Annotated in this window: 14 protein-coding genes; 9 read left to right on the forward strand and 5 right to left on the reverse strand. The window is 62.7% G+C overall.

Going from position 1 to position 16,016, the window contains the following annotated elements; genetic code table 11:
• The 4 genes from speB to proC all read left to right on the forward strand — a co-directional run.
• The coding region (gene speB, locus NW857_RS04000; protein ID WP_414368014.1) for an agmatinase at positions 1–1,038 on the forward strand (1,038 nt) is incomplete at its 5' end.
• Between the two features lie 147 nt (positions 1,039–1,185).
• On the forward strand, positions 1,186–1,908 hold the full coding sequence (locus NW857_RS04005) for a YggS family pyridoxal phosphate-dependent enzyme (protein WP_414333442.1): 723 nt from the start codon (positions 1,186–1,188) through the stop codon (positions 1,906–1,908).
• A 571-nt stretch (positions 1,909–2,479) separates the two neighbouring features.
• Positions 2,480–3,049, forward strand: a complete 570-nt coding sequence (locus tag NW857_RS04010; protein WP_414338579.1) for a cell division protein SepF — start codon at positions 2,480–2,482, stop codon at positions 3,047–3,049.
• 5 nt (positions 3,050–3,054) lie between these two features.
• The gene (proC, locus tag NW857_RS04015; RefSeq protein ID WP_414338565.1) at positions 3,055–3,858 is read left to right on the forward strand and encodes a pyrroline-5-carboxylate reductase; all 804 of its coding nucleotides are present in this window, start codon (positions 3,055–3,057) and stop codon (positions 3,856–3,858) included.
• Here proC and NW857_RS04020 read toward each other — a convergent pair.
• Both NW857_RS04020 and ruvX read right to left on the reverse strand, forming a co-directional pair.
• The gene (locus tag NW857_RS04020) at positions 3,844–5,061 is read right to left on the reverse strand and encodes an NAD(P)/FAD-dependent oxidoreductase (protein WP_414368017.1); all 1,218 of its coding nucleotides are present in this window, start codon (positions 5,059–5,061) and stop codon (positions 3,844–3,846) included. The genes proC and NW857_RS04020 overlap by 15 nt on opposite strands.
• Positions 5,062–5,199: 138 nt before the next feature.
• Positions 5,200–5,712 (reverse strand): Holliday junction resolvase RuvX, encoded by a 513-nt coding sequence (gene ruvX, locus NW857_RS04025; RefSeq protein WP_414333448.1) that lies wholly within the window; start codon positions 5,710–5,712, stop codon positions 5,200–5,202.
• Between the two features lie 110 nt (positions 5,713–5,822).
• On the opposite strand from ruvX, the gene ahcY reads away from it, so the two are divergent.
• Complete coding sequence (ahcY, locus tag NW857_RS04030) at positions 5,823–7,103, forward strand: adenosylhomocysteinase (protein ID WP_414333450.1); 1,281 nt, start codon at positions 5,823–5,825, stop codon at positions 7,101–7,103.
• Positions 7,104–7,181: 78 nt separating this feature from the next.
• On the opposite strand, the gene NW857_RS04035 is transcribed toward ahcY, so the two are convergent.
• On the reverse strand, positions 7,182–8,393 hold the full coding sequence (locus tag NW857_RS04035) for an argininosuccinate synthase (protein ID WP_414338557.1): 1,212 nt from the start codon (positions 8,391–8,393) through the stop codon (positions 7,182–7,184).
• 182 nt (positions 8,394–8,575) lie between these two features.
• Here NW857_RS04035 and NW857_RS04040 point away from each other — a divergent pair, with 182 nt between their 5' ends.
• The gene (locus NW857_RS04040; RefSeq protein ID WP_414333454.1) at positions 8,576–10,504 is read left to right on the forward strand and encodes an FAD-dependent oxidoreductase; all 1,929 of its coding nucleotides are present in this window, start codon (positions 8,576–8,578) and stop codon (positions 10,502–10,504) included.
• Positions 10,505–10,519: 15 nt separating this feature from the next.
• On the opposite strand, the gene secF is transcribed toward NW857_RS04040, so the two are convergent.
• Together secF and secD are read right to left on the reverse strand one after the other, a co-directional pair.
• Positions 10,520–11,515, reverse strand: a complete 996-nt coding sequence (gene secF, locus NW857_RS04045) for a protein translocase subunit SecF (protein ID WP_414333455.1) — start codon at positions 11,513–11,515, stop codon at positions 10,520–10,522.
• A complete protein-coding gene (secD, locus tag NW857_RS04050) occupies positions 11,512–12,858 on the reverse strand; it encodes a protein translocase subunit SecD (protein ID WP_414368019.1) in 1,347 nt (448 codons plus the stop codon). Before secD ends, secF begins: the two co-directional genes overlap by 4 nt.
• Before the next feature lie 257 nt (positions 12,859–13,115).
• Between secD and tatC the strand changes: the two genes are divergently transcribed.
• From tatC to NW857_RS04065, 3 genes are read left to right on the forward strand one after another with little or no spacing between them, the layout of a single operon-like run.
• Positions 13,116–13,898, forward strand: coding sequence for a twin-arginine translocase subunit TatC (gene tatC / locus NW857_RS04055; RefSeq protein ID WP_414333459.1), 783 nt, complete (start codon positions 13,116–13,118; stop codon positions 13,896–13,898).
• Positions 13,888–14,499 carry a nucleotidyltransferase family protein gene (locus NW857_RS04060; protein ID WP_414333461.1) on the forward strand — a complete coding sequence of 204 codons (612 nt, stop codon included), beginning with the start codon at positions 13,888–13,890 and terminating at the stop codon, positions 14,497–14,499. The genes tatC and NW857_RS04060 overlap by 11 nt, the downstream gene beginning before the upstream one ends.
• Before the next feature lie 21 nt (positions 14,500–14,520).
• Entirely contained in the window at positions 14,521–15,861 is a 1,341-nt protein-coding gene (locus tag NW857_RS04065; RefSeq protein WP_414333463.1) for an NAD(P)/FAD-dependent oxidoreductase, read from the forward strand.
• Positions 15,862–16,016 lie beyond the last annotated feature (155 nt).

Genomic DNA, 16,016 nt, shown 5'->3' on the forward strand with positions numbered 1-16,016 from the left:
GGGCAACCTTTGCTCAGTCTAGAGGGTTTGCTGCCATCCTACAAGGGATCCGCCCTTGGCCGGTTACCCCAATCTTTGCGGGCTATCCCAAGATCTTTCAATACAATAGGGATCCCCTCTTCTGCTCTTGCCATGTACCGCTCTCCTTTCCCCTTCTTGGGCCTGGCTGAGCCGGATCCGGAGCTGGCCCAAGCCATTGTGTTGCCTATCCCCTACGAGGCCACCACCTCCTACGGCAAAGGCACGGCCAAAGGCCCTCAGGCGCTGTTGCAGGCTTCTGCCTATGTAGAGATCTACGACGAGGTGAGAGACTGCCAGCCGGCCCTCCACCCCGACTTTGCCGCAGAGACCTCCCGCTACTGGACGGCGCCGCCAGTGGAGTTCGAGGGGCTGGACGCCCACGAGTTGGCCATGGCCGCAATTCAGCGCCGCGCTGCCGAGTGGGTAAGGCCAGGGCGGTTTCTGCTCTCCATTGGCGGGGAGCACTCCATCACTGGCCCCTTGATTGCCGCCCACCTGTCCCACTACCCAGAACTGCACGTGCTGCAGATCGATGCCCACTGCGACCTGAGAGACAGCTACGAGGGATCCCGCTACTCCCACGCTTCCGCCATGGCCCGTGTGGTGGAGCAAGTGGGCGGCCGCCTCACCCAAGTGGGGATCCGCTCCCTCTGCGCCGAAGACCGCCAGGCCATTCGCAAGCACCGCTTGCACACCTTCTTTGCCCACAGCCTGCACGGCAAGCCAGCCCAGGAGTGGATCCCCGAGGTGATCGCCACGCTGGGATCCCAGGTTTACCTGACGGTGGATGTGGACGGGTTGGATCCTGCGGTCGTGCCGGCCACGGGCACCCCCGAACCCGGCGGCTTGGGCTGGTGGGAGACCGTAGAGCTGATCCGGGCCCTGGGGCAGCAGCGGCAAATCGTCGGCGCCGATGTGGTGGAGCTGGCGGTCACCGGGGAACGGGAAACCGATCGCCGCAGCGCCTTCACCGCCGCCAAGCTGGCCTATCAGATCCTGGCGGCGGCCTTGGGCTAGGCTCCAGAAGAACTGGGCTATGGCTGGGTTCCCCCTGTTTCCACCTGGCCGCTGGAGCACCGGCTCCAATCTCGAAGTATCCAGACAAAACGAGGACTGGACTCTCTCTGTCGAGATCTTCTGCTAGCTTCCTAGGTGGCCCTAGCCATGTCTCCGCCTTCTTCCAGCTCCCTTGAAGCGTCGCCGCCCCCCGTTGACGAAGAGCTCATCCACAGCCGCATTCAGGCCATCCGCGCCCGGATCCCAGGCCATGTGGAGATCATGGCGGTGAGCAAAGGCTACAGCGTCAACCACATCCGCGCCGCCTATCGAGCCGGGATCCGCCACTTTGGCGAAAGCCGAGTGCAAGAGGCAGCCGCCAAACAGGCGCAACTGCAGGATCTGACCGATATTGTCTGGCACTTGATCGGGCATTTGCAGACCAATAAGGTAAAGCCGGCCCTCAGACAATTTGCCTGGATTGACAGCGTCGATAGCCTGCGCCTGGCCAAGCTGATCAACCAAAAAGCCTGGGAGCTGCACCTTACCCCCAAGCTCTGCTTGCAGGTGAAATTGGCCCCGGATCCCAATAAATTCGGCTGGCTCATCCCCGATCTGTTGCAAAGCCTGCCGCAACTGAACCAACTGCTGCAGGTGCAAATTGTGGGCCTGATGACCATTTTGCCTTTGGGCTTGAGCTCAGAGGCAGCCCTAGAGCTGTTTCGCAAGCTGGCCGAGCTGGCGGATCACATCCAGCGCAGCGGCTACGAGCATCTGCAGTTGCACACCCTCTCCATGGGCATGTCCGACGATTACCCCCTGGCGGTGGCCGCAGGCTCCAACCTGATTCGGCTGGGGCGCGCTTTGTTCGCCGATGCCGAGCGGAAATAGATAGATGGAGTCTCCATGAAGCCGCTGAATTGTGATTAAATTTTGTGTAAAGCAGCGCAACTCCGGAGTTGCCCTGCAGGGCACGCTCTGGGTTGGAGTTCGGCCTGAATCGGGCAAAAACAGGGCAATCCCGCCCAAAATTTACCCTGTCGGGGAAATTTTAGGGAAACTTGTAATCATTTGCGTCACTCCCGTTAACACGTGTTCAAGCTGGACAAGGAGCGCAGTAGACTCTGGCCAAAGCAGTGGCTGGACAAGTGGGATGACATCTTCACTTCTTCTGGGTAAACTCGACTCGTCGGGCCCATGGGTTTTTTAACCTGCCTCGGCAGCTTCTCGAGCAAACCCTGTCTCGGCCTTTTGAAAAACTTTAACTAAAAATAAAGATTGGAGATGCCCTTTGGCTTGACTGGGCTACTCAAGATCCAATCAAGAGCCTGAATCCTGCGCTTGCCGCAAACCATGACCTGTAGTGAGGATGTGGACGATGAATGTCAATGGAATCTGGAGCAGGGTAAGAGATTTTGTGGGCCTGAATGATCCCGTGGACGGCCTGGAGGAGTACCCTGAAATGGAAGGGCAGGATGATTACCAACTGCTCTACGAGGGACGCCGTTCCCAACCGGCTCCTGAAGAGCAGGAAGCCAGTGCCCTTCCACGCGGACGTCGACAACGGGGAGCGGAAGCCGGGGAAGGGTCTGTCGGTCGAGAAGAGTCGCGGGGCCATCGGCGCAGTCAACATCGGGATCGCTTAGCAGGGGGCAGTATGGGGAGCAACGTAATTGGATTACCGGGCGTCAACCCACCCACCAGCGAAGTGGTGGTGCTGGAGCCGCGCAGCTTTGACGAGATGGCTCAAGTCATCCAGTACCTGCGGGAGCGCAAGACGGTGATCATGAACTTGACCCTGATGGATCCCGCCGAAGCACAGCGCTCGGTGGATTTTGTTGCCGGTGGCACCTACGCCATCGATGGCCACCAGGAGCGCATTGGCGAAAACATTTTTTTGTTCACCCCCAGCACGGTGACGGTCTCCACCCCCAGTAGCCAAGGGGTGCAGCCGCTGCAGCGTCCCTTGCACAGCCCTGCCCCTCTCTGGCCCAGCAGCTATGAACATTTGCAGGCGGTGGGCCAGCACTAGCCAGTATGGAGCGACCGCTGCTGAGTGTGATCGGGGGGGGAGCCATGGGATCCGCCCTGCTGCGGCGTTGGGTGGCCGCGGGGCTTTATCCTGCAGTTCAGGTGGCTTTGCGGGAGCCCGACCCGGACAAGGCCAAGACCCTACAGCAGGAGCTGGGCATTCGGCTGTTGGCGGATCTATCTCAGGCGGGAGAGTCTGAGATTGTATTTTTGGCCGTCAAGCCCCAGGTTTTCCCGCAGGTGGTGGCTGAGATGGGCCAGCCGTCCGCCGCGCAGTTGGTGATCTCGATTATGGCCGGGATCCCTTTGCAGCAGTTGCAGCAGGCTTTTCCCCAGCAGAGGGTGGTGCGCACCATGCCCAACACACCGGCGCTGGTGGGAGCAGGGATCACGGCTATCTGCTACGGGCCAGGAGTGACGCCTGATCAGAAGGAGCAGGTGGAAAGGTTGTTTCGGGCTGTAGGCCAGGTGGTGACGGTGGCCGAAAGCCAAATGGATGCGGTGACGGCCCTGTCGGGATCGGGGCCGGGGTATTTGGCGGTGATCCTGGAAGCGCTGATCGACGGGGGGGTGGGGGTGGGGCTGCCGCGTCCCCTCGCCACCCAACTGGCGATGCAGACCTTGGCGGGCACGGCTGCCCTTTTACAGCACGAGAAGCTCCACCCCGCTCTTCTCAAGGATCAAGTGACCAGCCCAGGGGGAACGACCATCGCCGGGATCCAAGTCCTGGAAGAGGCGGGGGTGCGAGGGGCCTTGATGCGGGCAGTGCGGGCAGCCTACGAGCGCTCCCGCCAGCTACAGGGCTCCTAGGGCCTGCCAGAGCGGGCGGGTGATCCAGTTCCATCCCACCTTGAGCTGGTGCTCCAGGGTAGGTAGACGCACCAGGTAGATGGCTCGTCGGGCCAAATAGCCCAGGGGGCCGCTCAGGGTGAGGCCGCCGAGGGCGGAAAGCACCGCCGTATCCGTCCCCAAGCTGAGCATTTCCCCCAGAGAAAAGTAGCGGAACGGCAGCAGGGGCCGCTCCTGCGTGAGCAAGGCCCACAGGTTCCAAGCGCAATAGCCGGCCTGTTGAAAAGCTGCTTGGGCGGTGGCGGGCACCGGCTGGCCTTCGGCATCCACCACCGCCGCTACGTCTCCCAGGGCAAACACTTCTGGAAAGGGGGGAGTTTGCAGGGTGGGCAAAACCTGCAGCCGTCCCCGCTCACTTTTGGGCAGATCCAAGTTGGCGATCACCGCTGCCGGTCGGGTTCCGACGGTCCACAGCACCGCATCCACAAGATCCGTAGCCGTCTCCTGGGCCGCCAGCCGCTGCAATTGTGGGCGGAAGGGGGGGGCGCCGTTCTCGCCCAGAGCCTCGATGCCCAAAACCTTGGTTTGCAACTCCACCTGCACCCGCCGTTGGGCCAACGCCAGTTGGGCCGCCTCCCGGCTGGAAGAAGCAAAGCCCGACAAAATCCGGGATCCCACCTCAATAAGACGGATCCGTCCCCGCGATCCCAGACGGTCTGCCAATTTGCAGGCTAGCTCCACGCCGCTTGCCCCCGCCCCGGCAATGGCCAGAGTTATCGGCTGAGCCGGATCCCGCTCTTCCAACGTTTTCAGGTGGGCCCGCAGCCGTTGGGCATCGGCCAGGGTGCGAAAGGGAAAAGCGAACTCCGCCGCTCCCGGAACGCTCTGTAAAGGGGTTTCTCCCCCCAGCGCCAGCACCAGCGCGTCGTATTCTAGGCTCTGCCCGTCTTCCAGACCCACTCGGCGGGCTTGAAGGTCAATGGCCTGGACAGAGCCGCGGCGAAATTGCACCGACTCCGAGGGCAGCAGATCTTGGAAGCGGGGAGCCACCTCCCAGTCCTCCATTTCTCCGGTGAGCAGCTCGTACAGCAAAGGAGCAAAGACAAACCGCTCCTGGCGATCGACCAAGGTAATTTGGGGTGGCTCTGGCCAGGGTTGCCGGCTCAGTTCCAAAGCTGTGTACAACCCGCCAAAGCCGCCCCCAAGAATGCAAATGCGATTCATGCTCAGATGCTCAGCTTGAGATTACCAAAATTGCGCGACAAGCCCCGACCTAAAAGATAGGCCCTGCCAACGCCAGCGGGCCGACCGGGGATGGCACACCTTATGCTTCATGCTTCGAGCTGACTTGCACTGGCCCGGCTAGACCTCTCCAGCGTAGTCTTTGCTGCCCCAGCCCCGCCAGCCCGGCACTTCCGACAAAGAAGCCCGTCGCTCGTCCAGCCAAGTTTGGAGAATCACTGCCGCCGACTGTTGATCGATCAAACCCTTCTGGGCCTTGGCCGGGATCCCGGCCTCGCGCAGATCCCACTCCGCCTGTACGGTGCTCAGGTATTCGTTGACGGTAATAACGGGAAGATCCACCGCCACCTGCAAAGCGCGCACAAACCGCTGCACCTTGCGGGCCTGGGATCCCACCGAGCCATCTGCCAAAAGGGGGATCCCGACCACCACCACGGTGGCCCGGCGGCGGCGGATCCACTCCTGCACTTGGGCAATGTCTTCGGGCAGGGAACGGCGCCGGATCACCCCCAGGCCGGTAGCCAGCAGCCCCAGCCCGTCGGAGCCGGCCACGCCGATGCGACGGTTGCCCACGTCCAGACCCAGCGCTGAAAAGGGATCCCTTGTGGCAGAATAGTTCAGGTCTGTTGACATCTGTTTATCCCTCTTGCCGACATTGTAACGGCCTGAAACTCCCTGTCTCTAGCCGTGTAGCTCGGCTGAACCTCTATCCTTTTTCGACGACCCTTTTTGGAGCCTTCTCGATGACCAGCGCCACCCTGTCTCTCCCCAAGCACGAAGTTAAAGACCTCAGCCTCAGCTCCTTGGGCAAGCAACGGATCCAATGGGCGGCGCGGGAGATGCCGGTGCTGGCCCAGATCCGGGAGCGCTTTGCCCAAGAAAAACCCCTGGCCGGTCTGCGCCTGGTGGCCTGCTGCCATGTCACCACCGAGACGGCCAATCTGGCCTTGGCCTTGCAGGCAGGGGGAGCCGATAGCGTCCTCATCGCCAGCAACCCCCTCTCCACCCAAGACGATGTGGCCGCCAGCCTGGTGGCCGACTACGGCATCTCGGTCTTTGCCATCAAGGGGGAAGATGTAGAGACCTACCGCCGCCATGTCCAGATCGCCCTGGATCACCGCCCCCATCTCATCATTGACGACGGCGGCGATGTGACGGCGGAGCTGGTTCAGCATCGCCAGGAGCAGGTGTCGGAAATCATCGGCACCACGGAAGAGACTACCACCGGCCTGGTGCGCCTGCGGGCCATGTTCAAGGCGGGGGTGCTCAGCTTCCCGGTGATGACCGTCAACGACGCCGAGACCAAGCACCTGTTCGACAACCGCTACGGCACCGGCCAATCCACCCTGGACGGCATTCTGCGCTGTACCAACATTCTCCTGGCCGGAAAAACAGTGGTGGTGGCCGGCTACGGCTGGTGCGCCAAGGGGGTGGCGATGCGGGCCCGCGGCATGGGATCCCAGGTCATCGTGACCGAGGTCAACCCGGTGCGGGCTCTGGAGGCGGTGATGGATGGCTTTCGGGTTATGCCCATGGCCGAGGCCGCCCCTCTGGGGGATCTGTTCATCACCGTCACCGGCAACAAGCACGTTATCCGCGGCGAGCACTTCGACCGGATGAAAGATGGGGCGATGGTCTGTAACGCCGGCCACTTCGACATCGAGATCGACCTGGTGGCCTTGCAAGAGCGGACGGTTTCCCGGCAGAGCGTGCGCCCCTTTGTGGAAGAATACCGTCTCCAGTCGGGCAAATCGGTGTTCGTGCTGGGGGAGGGCCGGCTGATCAACCTGGCTGCCGCCGAAGGCCACCCCGCCAGCGTCATGGACATGAGCTTTGCCAACCAAGCGCTGGCCTGCGAGTACCTGGTGAAAAACCGTGGCCGGCTGGCGCCAGGGCTGCACCCCATTCCTGCGGAGATCGACGAGGCCATCGCCCGCCTCAAGCTCAAGGCCATGGGGATCCAAATTGACAGCCTTACCCCGGAGCAGATCGAGTACGGCAACACCTGGACGGCAGGAACCTAGAGAAAGCCCCTCACCCCCGCGGTGGAAAACCTGGCCCACCTGCGCCATCTCGCAAGCAGGCAGGTGGGGCGGTAGAGCTCAAGCACCACCGCCCCGGTGCACCTGGGCCCAGACGCGGGTGGGCAGACCCCAGATGTAGATGAAGCCTTCGGCAGCGCGGTGGTCGAACTGATCCCCTTCCCCGTAGGTGGCCAGCTCCGCGTTGTAGAGGGAGTAAGGAGAGCGGCGGCCCACGCAGACAGCCTGGCCCTTGTGCAGGCGCATCCGCACCACGCCGGTAACACTCTTTTGGGTGGTGCAGATGAAGGCGTCCAGGGCCTCCCGCAGCGGCGAATACCAAAGGCCGTTGTAGATCAATTGGCTGTAGGTGGTCTCGATGCCGTACTTGTAGTGGATGACCTCGCGGGTGAGGGTGAGGCTTTCCAGCTCGCGGTGGGCCTGGATCAACACCGTTAGGGCCGGACACTCGTAGATCTCGCGCGACTTGATCCCCACCAGCCGGTTTTCAATCATATCGATGCGACCGACACCGTGGCTGCCGGCTAAGGCGTTGAGCCGCTCGAAGAGGGCTCTGGGGCCAAGGCGCTGCCCGTCCAGCTCTACCGGGATCCCCTCTTCAAAGGCGATCTCCACATAGGCGGGCTCGTCGGGGGTTTGAGAAATAGGCCGGGTGAGGGCGTAGACTTCCTCCGGTGGTTCTTGGTCGGCGTCTTCCAGGATCCCGGCTTCGACGCTGCGGCCCAGGATGTTGAGGTCGATGCTGTAGGGGCTGGACTTTTGCACCGGCATAGGGATCCCGTAGCGCTCGCCGTAGGCAATGGTCTCCTCGCGGGTCATGCCCCACTCGCGGGCCGGGGCCAGCACCTTGAGCTTGGGGTTCAAGGCGGCGATGGCCAGGTCGAAGCGCACCTGGTCGTTGCCCTTGCCGGTGCAGCCGTGGGCCACGGCGTCGGCGCCCACCTCTTCTGCCACCTCCACCAACAGCTTGGCGATCAGGGGTCGGGCCAAGGCAGTGGAGAGAGGGTAGCGCTGCTCGTAGAGGGCATTGGCCTGGATGGCGGGGAAGGCGTAGTCGGCAATCAGGGTCTGGACGGCCTCCCGCACCAGGGATTGCTCCGCCCCGGCCCTCAGCGCCTTGGCTTGGATGGCCTCCAGCTCCGCCCCCTGACCCAAGTCCACCGCCAGGGTGACTACCGATTCCACTCCCCACTCGTGCTTGAGATAGGGGATGCAGACGGAAGTATCGACGCCGCCCGAATAGGCTAATACCACTTTCTTTGCCCGTCCCATGCTGCTGCGGATCCCTGCTGGAAAAAAGTTGCTAGCCCATTATGCCTTGTTGCTCGGATCTTAGTTACTCGGCCTGACCCTAGAGGCAGCTTTGTCGGCTATTCTCAAAGGGATTTCTCCCGGGCCTTGGATCGCTGTCCAAAAGGTTGCCGGCGCAAATTGGGGTGTGAGGTCAGGTGAGTATGGCCGGCAAGAGGATCCCGGCAGCACAGCAAAGACTCAGGCGCCAACGAGTGCTGGGGTTGGGGATCCTGTCTCTGCTGGGCTTCGTGGCGGGGATGGGGTTCGCCGCCCTCTCCCAGCCGGAAGGGGGATCGCCCGTCGCCGCTCCAGAGCCGGAGCCGCCCCGTTTTACGGCCCACGGCTGGCCGCTGCTGGATCCCTTGCCGCAGCCGGACGAGATCTGGGAGTGCGAGCTGGTGGTGGTGGGCGGATCCCTGGGGGGCGTGGCGGCTGCAGGCCAAGCCATGCGGGGGGGTGTGCAAACCTGTCTCATCGAGCTCACCCCCTGGCTGGGGGGGCAGATCACCTCGCAGGGGGTATCGGCCATCGACGAGTCCCTCCCCATGCGGCAGCGGGGCAATTTTTCCCGCCACTGGCTGGAGTTTAAGGCCCTCATCGAAAGCCAGCCGCTGCATCTGCCCGCCTGGACAGGGATCCCGCCGGGAACCCGCGTGACCAAGATCAACAGTTGCTGGGTAGGGGGGCTGTGTTTTCCGCCCCAGGCGGGTCTGCAGGCGGTGGAAACCTGGCTGCGGCAGGCGGCTCAGTCTGCTCCCCAGAGTCGCTGGGCCACCCAGACCGCTTTTAAGGGGGCCACCTTCAGCGCCGACGGCTCCCGCATCGAGAGCCTCTACGCCGTGCAGCGGCAGCCGCGGGATCCCAATTTTGTGCCGCCAGGGCGGCTGTGGCGGGAATTGGTGAGCTGGTATGGCTGGCAGGAGACGGAAGTGTTTGCCAAGCGGGTGCTGCGGCTGCAGGCGCCACCGGGCCGCAACCTGTTTGTTATCGACGCCACCGACACCGGCGAGCTGGTGGGCTGGGCGGGGATCCCCTACCGGCTGGGCTCAGAAGGGCGAGATCTGACGGGGGAGCCCAATGCCGCCCCGGCCAGCAACCCGGAGTGCACCCAGGCCTTCACTTTTCCTTTCGTGCTGGCCATCCACGACGATGGCGGGCGCTCCCGCGCCGAGCTGGCCCAGTTGCAGCCGGGCTACTCCCGCGCCGAGCACCGCCGCCAGTTCGACCTGGAGGGGTTTCCCACCTTCAGCGGCCAGAGCTTTTTCAACTACCGCCGCATCGTCAGCAAAGGCCGCACGGATCCCTTCCACAGCACACCGGTGCCGGGCGACCTGACGCTGGTGAACTGGAACCGCGGCAACGACTGGGGGATCATGAACCCGCCCCTAATCCTGACAGAAGAGCGGCTGGTGGCCTCAGGGCAGCGCCACAACTGGCTGGGGGGGCTGGACGTCTCCGCCCTCAAAGATGGAGAAAACCACGCCCTGCTCTTTGCCGAGTGGCTGATGGAAACCCAAGCCCGCGCCGGCTATCCCCTCTCGTTGGTGTTTGCCGAGGACTCTTTGCTGGGCACCCGCTCCGGCCTCAGCCTCTACCCCTACATCCGGGAGGGGCGGCGCATCCTGGGGCGAGCTGCCTACGGCCAGGCGGAATTCCAGATGCTGGAGCAAGACATCCGTGTCGGCACCAGTGGGGGACGGGACTTTAGCCCCACCGCCGTAGGGGTGACTCACTACGCCATCGACATGCACGGCTGTCGCTACCGCAACTGGGAGCCTTCCCTGTCGGCCAGCTCGGCGCCCGTCAACGAGTTTTCCGTCCGCCCCATCGTCATCCCCCTAGAGGCCCTGATCCCCCAGAAAGTGGATAACCTGCTCATCGGCGGCAAAGGGATCGCCGTCAGCCACATCGTCAACGCCGCCACCCGCACCCACTACGGCGAGTGGACCATCGGCTCAGCAGCGGGGCTCATCGTAGCCTGGTTGCACAGCCAGGATCCCGGTTTGATCCCCGCCCAGATTGTGCCGCAGGGCAAGATGGCCGACTTGCAGCGCTACCTGGTTGCCCACGGACAGCGGCTGCACTGGTAGGCAGTTGCCGCCGCCCTACCCCTCTGCGCCGGAAGGCAGCGCCTCGGGATCCCCTTTTCCGCCATAGCGCCGCTGCCGCCACCACACCAGCAGAGGGCTGGCGATGAAGATGCTGGAATAGACCCCCAAGCTAAAGCCAATGAGCAGAGCGATGGCAAACCCCTTCAGGGTGGCTCCCCCAAAAATGGCAATGGCCACCAGGGGCAGCATCGTTGTCAGGGTGGTGTTCAAAGAGCGGGCAAAAGTCTGGTTTAGAGATAGGTTCACCACCTCGGCAAAGCTGACCTTGCGGCTGACCAGACGCAGATTTTCCCGGATGCGGTCGTAGATAACCACCGTGTCGTTGACGGAAAAACCAATGATGGTTAGCAGCGCCACCACAAACAGGCTGTCCACCTCCATGCCCACCGTTAGGCCCAAAAGGGCAAACAGACCTGTTGTCAGCACCACATCGTGCAGCAAGGCCACAATGGCAAACACCGCGTAATCCCACTGGAAGCGCAGGGCCAGATACACCACAATGAGCCCAAAAGAGATGAGCACAGCCACGAGGCCGGAACGCAAGAGCAAGCGCCCCACCGTCGGGCCTACCGTCTCCACTAGGTTGCGCTCAAAAGGGCCTACCTGTTGCCGCAGCGTCTCCTCTACCGCTAGGCGCTCCTGCTCAGTCAAAGGGGGCATGCGGATCAAGGCTTCCTGACTGGTCTGGGTGTCCAGTTGGATGATGCTGCTGCCCAGGTTGTGTTCCTGCAGCGCCCGCCGCAGCTCTTCGGTGGTGACAGGCCGCTCAAAACGCAGATCCAGCAAGGTGCCGCCGGCAAAATCCAGCCCCAGCCGCAGCGGTGTCCCTAGAGAGGCCAGAGAAAAGGCCATGCTGACCAGCCCCACCAGCAACACCGCCAGGGAAAGGGTAAACCAAAGCTTGCTGCGCCCGACGATGTCGAAGCGGTAGTCAAGCAACCGCCGGGATCCCACCGCCGGATCGGGGGGGGATAACTCTTGCGCCGTCATGATTGAGCCGCCTCCATGCGAACGCCGTAAAACTCAGGTTTGCGCAGGGCAGGGATCCCCATTGCCGCCAGCAGCAGGGTGCGGGTGCAGGTGATGGCCGTGAAAAAGCTTACCAGAATGCCAATGGCCAAGGTGACGGCAAAGCCTTTCACCAGCCCCATCCCCAGCCAGAAAAGTACGCCACAGACCAAAAGGGTGGTGACGTTGCTGTCGAGGATGCTGCTGAAGGCGCGATTAAACCCTTCCGAGATGGACTTATAGATGGACTTGCCCGCCCGCAGCTCCTCCTTGATGCGCTCGAAGATCAGCACGTTGGCATCCACCGCCATGCCGATGCTGAGGATAAAGCCGGCGATCCCTGGCAGGGTCATGGTCACCCCCAGCAGTTGGAACAGAGCAAACGTACAGAGGGCGTAGATGAGAAGAGCGAGGTCGGCAATGAGCCCCGGCAGGCGGTAGTAGGCCACCATAAAGACAAAAACCAGCACCAGGCCGCCAATGCCGGCATAGAGGCTGCGGCGCACGCTCTCTTCCCCCAACGTGGCCCCGACGGTGCGGTTTTCAATGACGCGAATGGGAACCGGCAGCGCTCCCGCCTTGAGCTTCACCGCCAGATCGGTGGCGGTTTCCACCGTGAAATTGCCCGTGATCACCGCTGTTCCGCCGGTAATGCCGGTGCGGGCAAACTCCGGCCCCACGATGGGGGCGCTGATCAGCACGTCGTCGAGAAAAATGCCAAGCGGACGCCCTGTTCCGGCCAACTCTCGGGTGAGCTGAGTAAACTTTTCTGCCCCTTCTGGCTTGAACTCCAACAGCACTTCCCAGCTCTGGGATCCGCGACGAGGGGCTTGGGGATAGGCGTTGCGCAGCAGATCCCCTGTCAGGCCGACCCGTTCAAACAGGGCGTCGGGATCCTCCCCCGCCGTTATCTCCCCCCGCTCGTTACGAGGCAGGGCGCTGACTGGCACCAAGCCCTTGCGAAACTCCAACTGGGCCGTATCGCCCAAAAGAGCAATGGCCCGATCCGGATCCGCCACCCCCGGCAGTTGTACGAACAGGCGGTCTTGGCCGCTGATCTGCACCAGAGGCTCGGCCACCCCCAGGCCGTTGATCCGCTGCTGGATCACCGCCTCCACCCCCTGCATCACCTCAGAGGTGATCTCGGGTACCTCTTCCGTAGGCAAAGCCTGCAGGGTGAGCTGCGTCCCTCCTTTGAGGTCAAGGCCGAGGCGAACTTCGCGGCTAAAGCCCAGATAGACGAGGGCAGCCACCACTGCCAAGATAAAGATCAGCCCTCGCAGAAAAGCGAGGCGACTGAGCCACAAAGCTGGAGATCTGGCCATACTGCTGAAAAAGTGAGGAATACGGGCGCACTCGATCCGAGGCCCTCAGGATTTCGGCACTTTTTGATCCTATCGCACACGGGATCCCCGGCTGGAGAGGGATGTTCCCCAGCCCCTGAGCCGGGGAGGAGCTCATCATGTCTGTCCTGGCAGTTCAACCCATCTCTACAGGCCTTGACCGAGCTCTCGGCAGGCGCTTTTCCCCGAGGACGGGGCAGAGCTAAGATAGCGGGGAATGTTTCGTTACGCCTTGGCCCATGACCCTTGTCTCTGAGACCGAGCCCTCGCCCCAAGCCACGGTAACCCCTGACTCTGAGCGGGTGCCGGATCCGGAGTTTCCCTACGAGGTCGAGATGACCTTGATGGAGCACTTGGAGGAGCTGCGCAGCCGCCTGTTGGCCAGCGTGATCGCGGTGGCGATCTGCATCATTGCTTGCTTTCTGGTGGTGAACCGCATTGTCGCCCTGCTGGAGGTGCCGGCGCGGGGGGTGACCTTTTTGCAACTGGCGCCGGGGGAGTATTTCTTCGTCTCCATGAAGGTGGCGGCCTATTCGGGGTTGCTGTTGGCCACGCCCTTTTTGCTCTACCAAATTGCCCGCTTCGTCTTGCCGGGGCTGAGCGTGAAGGAGCGCAAGCTGCTGGGGCCGGTGGTGCTGGGATCGAGCCTTCTCTTTGTGGCTGGCTTGGTCTTTGCTTACTATCTCCTCATTCCGGCGGCACTTAACTTTTTCATTCGCTATGGCGAAGGGGTGGTGGATCAGGCCTGGTCCATCGACCGCTACTTTGAGTTTGTGCTGCTGCTGTTGTTCAGCACCGGCTTGGCCTTTCAGGTGCCGATTTTGCAGGCGCTGCTGGGGGGGTTGGGGCTGGTGAGTGCTGAGCAAATGCTCAAGGGCTGGCGTTACGTGGTTCTGGGCTCGGTGGTGGCAGGGGCCATTCTCACCCCTTCCACGGATCCCCTCACCCAGAGCCTCTTGGCCGGGGCGGTGACGTTTCTATACTTGTTTGGCATTCTGCTGGTGAAGATCCTTGGCAAATGACCTGAAGCTGCATGCGCTGATCCTGGCGGCTGGGTTTTCCACGCGGATGGGAGAACCGAAAGCCCTGGTGCCCTGGAAAGATGGGCAAACCCTGCTTTCTTACCAGATTTTTCAGTGGCGACAGGCAGGGTTTCAACCTTGGGTGGTGCTGGGATCCCAGCATCTGGCGGCGGCCCAAGTTCACTTGGCGGGGGCAGAGGTGCTGATCAATCCGGCTCCTGAGCTGGGCAAGACCCACTCTATTCGGGTGGGGGTGGAAGGGATCCCTGCCGATTTTCGCGTGTTGGCCATTTCGGGGGTGGATCAGCCCCGTCCGGCCTGGATCTACCACAGCTTGCTGGAGTACCATCTGCGCCATCGCGCTTGGGCGACGGTGCCGGTGCATCGAGGACGACGAGGACACCCCGCCCTGATCGACGGGCGCTTGCGGGAAGAGTTGCTGTGTCTCCGAGAGGAAACCCTGGGCCTGCGCCGGTTGTTGCAGGATCTGGGTAAACGGGTACAGGAGGTGGAGCTCTATACCCCCGAGATCTTCTTGGAGTGCAACACTCCTGCCGACGTGGAAGCTGCCGCTGGCGGTCGCGACAGCGTTGCCCAGTAGGATATTCTCTTTCTTGTTCGCATGAGAAAAGCCCTTTATCCTGCCAGCACCTACGATCCTGCTTGTCCGGTCGGCAGCTACTGGGACAGCACGATAGAGAATGCCGGTTGGCGGCATCCGGCTCCTTTGCTGGGGCAGGTGGGCGCCGAGGTGGTCATTGTGGGGGGCGGATTGACGGGCCTATCGACGGCTCTGCACCTGGCCCGCGACCACGGCATTTCCGCCTGCCTGTTGGAAGCGGGATCCCTGGGGTGGGGGGCCTCAGGGCGCAACGGCGGCTTTTGCGGGGTGGGGGCGAGCCATCTCACCCATGCCCAGATGGTGCGGCGGGTGGGCCTGGCGGAGACGGAGCGCTACTACCGGGATCAATGGCAGGCGGTGGAGACGGTGCAGGAGCTGGCCGCCGTCGAGGGCTTCTCGCTGGAAGTGCAGGGACAAGGCTGCTACGCGGTGGCCCATCGTCCACAGGCCTGGCCGGAATTGGAGGCCGAATACCAGATCTGTACTCAGGTGGCAGGCTACCCGGCCCAGCTCCTCAGCCCCAAAGAGCTGCGGGAACGGGGCTTTGACAGCCAAGAGAACTATGGTGCTCTCCACATCGGGGTGGGGTTTGGCCTCAACCCCCTTAAGCTCACCCAAGGGCTGGCCCAAGCGGCCCACAGGTGGGGAGCGCAACTGCACAGCGCCAGCCCGGTCATCGCCTGGGAAAAGGTGGGATCCCAGCACCTTTGCCACACGCCAGGGGGAACGGTGCGGGCCCGGCACCTGGTCATCGCCACCAACGGCTACACCCCAGAGACCTTGTACCCCCAACTGGCGGGATCCCTGTTGCCGGTGCTGTCCAACATCCTGGTCACCCGCCCTCTGACGCCTGCGGAGCAAAAAGCGCAGGGGTGGTGGGATCCGACCCCGGTTTACGACACGCGGCGGCTGCTGTTCTATTACCGTCTTCTGCCGGACGGGCGCCTGCTGTTTGGGGGGCGCGGCGGCACCCGCAATACTCCGGCAGAACGACAGCGCCTGCAGGCTTGGATGACTCGGCAGCTCTACCGCCTCTTTCCCACCTGGGAGGGGGTGGAGATCGAGTACGCTTGGAACGGCCTGGTCTGCCTTTCGCGGCAGCTTCACCCCCATATTGGCCCTTCGCCGACGGATCCCAGCTTGTGGTATGGCCTGGCCTACCATGGCAGCGGCGTGGCCACAGCAGTGTGGGCGGGCAAAATGCTGGCCCAGGAGATCGCCGGCAGCCGGCCCCCCATCAGCGCTCTGTTTCGCCAGCCGCCTCGCGTTTTCCCTTTGCCCTGGCTGCGGCTTCACTACCTGCGGCTGGGGTATCTCTGGTGGCAGTTGACGGATGGTTAGCTCCGCCAAGTGTGCGGGGGATCCCTCTGTTCGGTGGAGCAGTCCTGCCTTAGCCTAGTCGTAGTTTGGGCAGAAAAATATCGCTTGTCGTCGCTCCTGAGGTACCCAGTGCTGTTCCCGTCTTGCCGTCGGCCTGCTCCAGATCCCTCTTCTCT

Source organism: Synechococcus sp. H55.9 (genome assembly GCF_047462355.1).
Lineage (GTDB): Bacteria > Cyanobacteriota > Cyanobacteriia > Thermostichales > Thermostichaceae > Thermostichus.

Bases quoted from the DNA above. Each gene is read 5' to 3' on its own strand.
- NW857_RS04005 (WP_414333442.1), top strand. From the start codon at position 1,186: ATGTCTCCGCCTTCTTCCAGCTCCCTTGAAGCGTCGCCGCCCCCCGTT.
- NW857_RS04010 (WP_414338579.1), top strand. From the start codon at position 2,480: ATGGAAGGGCAGGATGATTACCAACTGCTCTACGAGGGACGCCGTTCC.
- proC (WP_414338565.1), top strand. From the start codon at position 3,055: ATGGAGCGACCGCTGCTGAGTGTGATCGGGGGGGGAGCCATGGGATCC.
- NW857_RS04020 (WP_414368017.1), bottom strand. From the start codon at position 5,061: ATGAATCGCATTTGCATTCTTGGGGGCGGCTTTGGCGGGTTGTACACA.
- ruvX (WP_414333448.1), bottom strand. From the start codon at position 5,712: ATGTCAACAGACCTGAACTATTCTGCCACAAGGGATCCCTTTTCAGCG.
- ahcY (WP_414333450.1), top strand. From the start codon at position 5,823: ATGACCAGCGCCACCCTGTCTCTCCCCAAGCACGAAGTTAAAGACCTC.
- NW857_RS04035 (WP_414338557.1), bottom strand. From the start codon at position 8,393: ATGGGACGGGCAAAGAAAGTGGTATTAGCCTATTCGGGCGGCGTCGAT.
- NW857_RS04040 (WP_414333454.1), top strand. From the start codon at position 8,576: ATGGCCGGCAAGAGGATCCCGGCAGCACAGCAAAGACTCAGGCGCCAA.
- secF (WP_414333455.1), bottom strand. From the start codon at position 11,515: ATGACGGCGCAAGAGTTATCCCCCCCCGATCCGGCGGTGGGATCCCGG.
- secD (WP_414368019.1), bottom strand. From the start codon at position 12,858: ATGGCCAGATCTCCAGCTTTGTGGCTCAGTCGCCTCGCTTTTCTGCGA.
- tatC (WP_414333459.1), top strand. From the start codon at position 13,116: ATGACCCTTGTCTCTGAGACCGAGCCCTCGCCCCAAGCCACGGTAACC.
- NW857_RS04065 (WP_414333463.1), top strand. From the start codon at position 14,521: ATGAGAAAAGCCCTTTATCCTGCCAGCACCTACGATCCTGCTTGTCCG.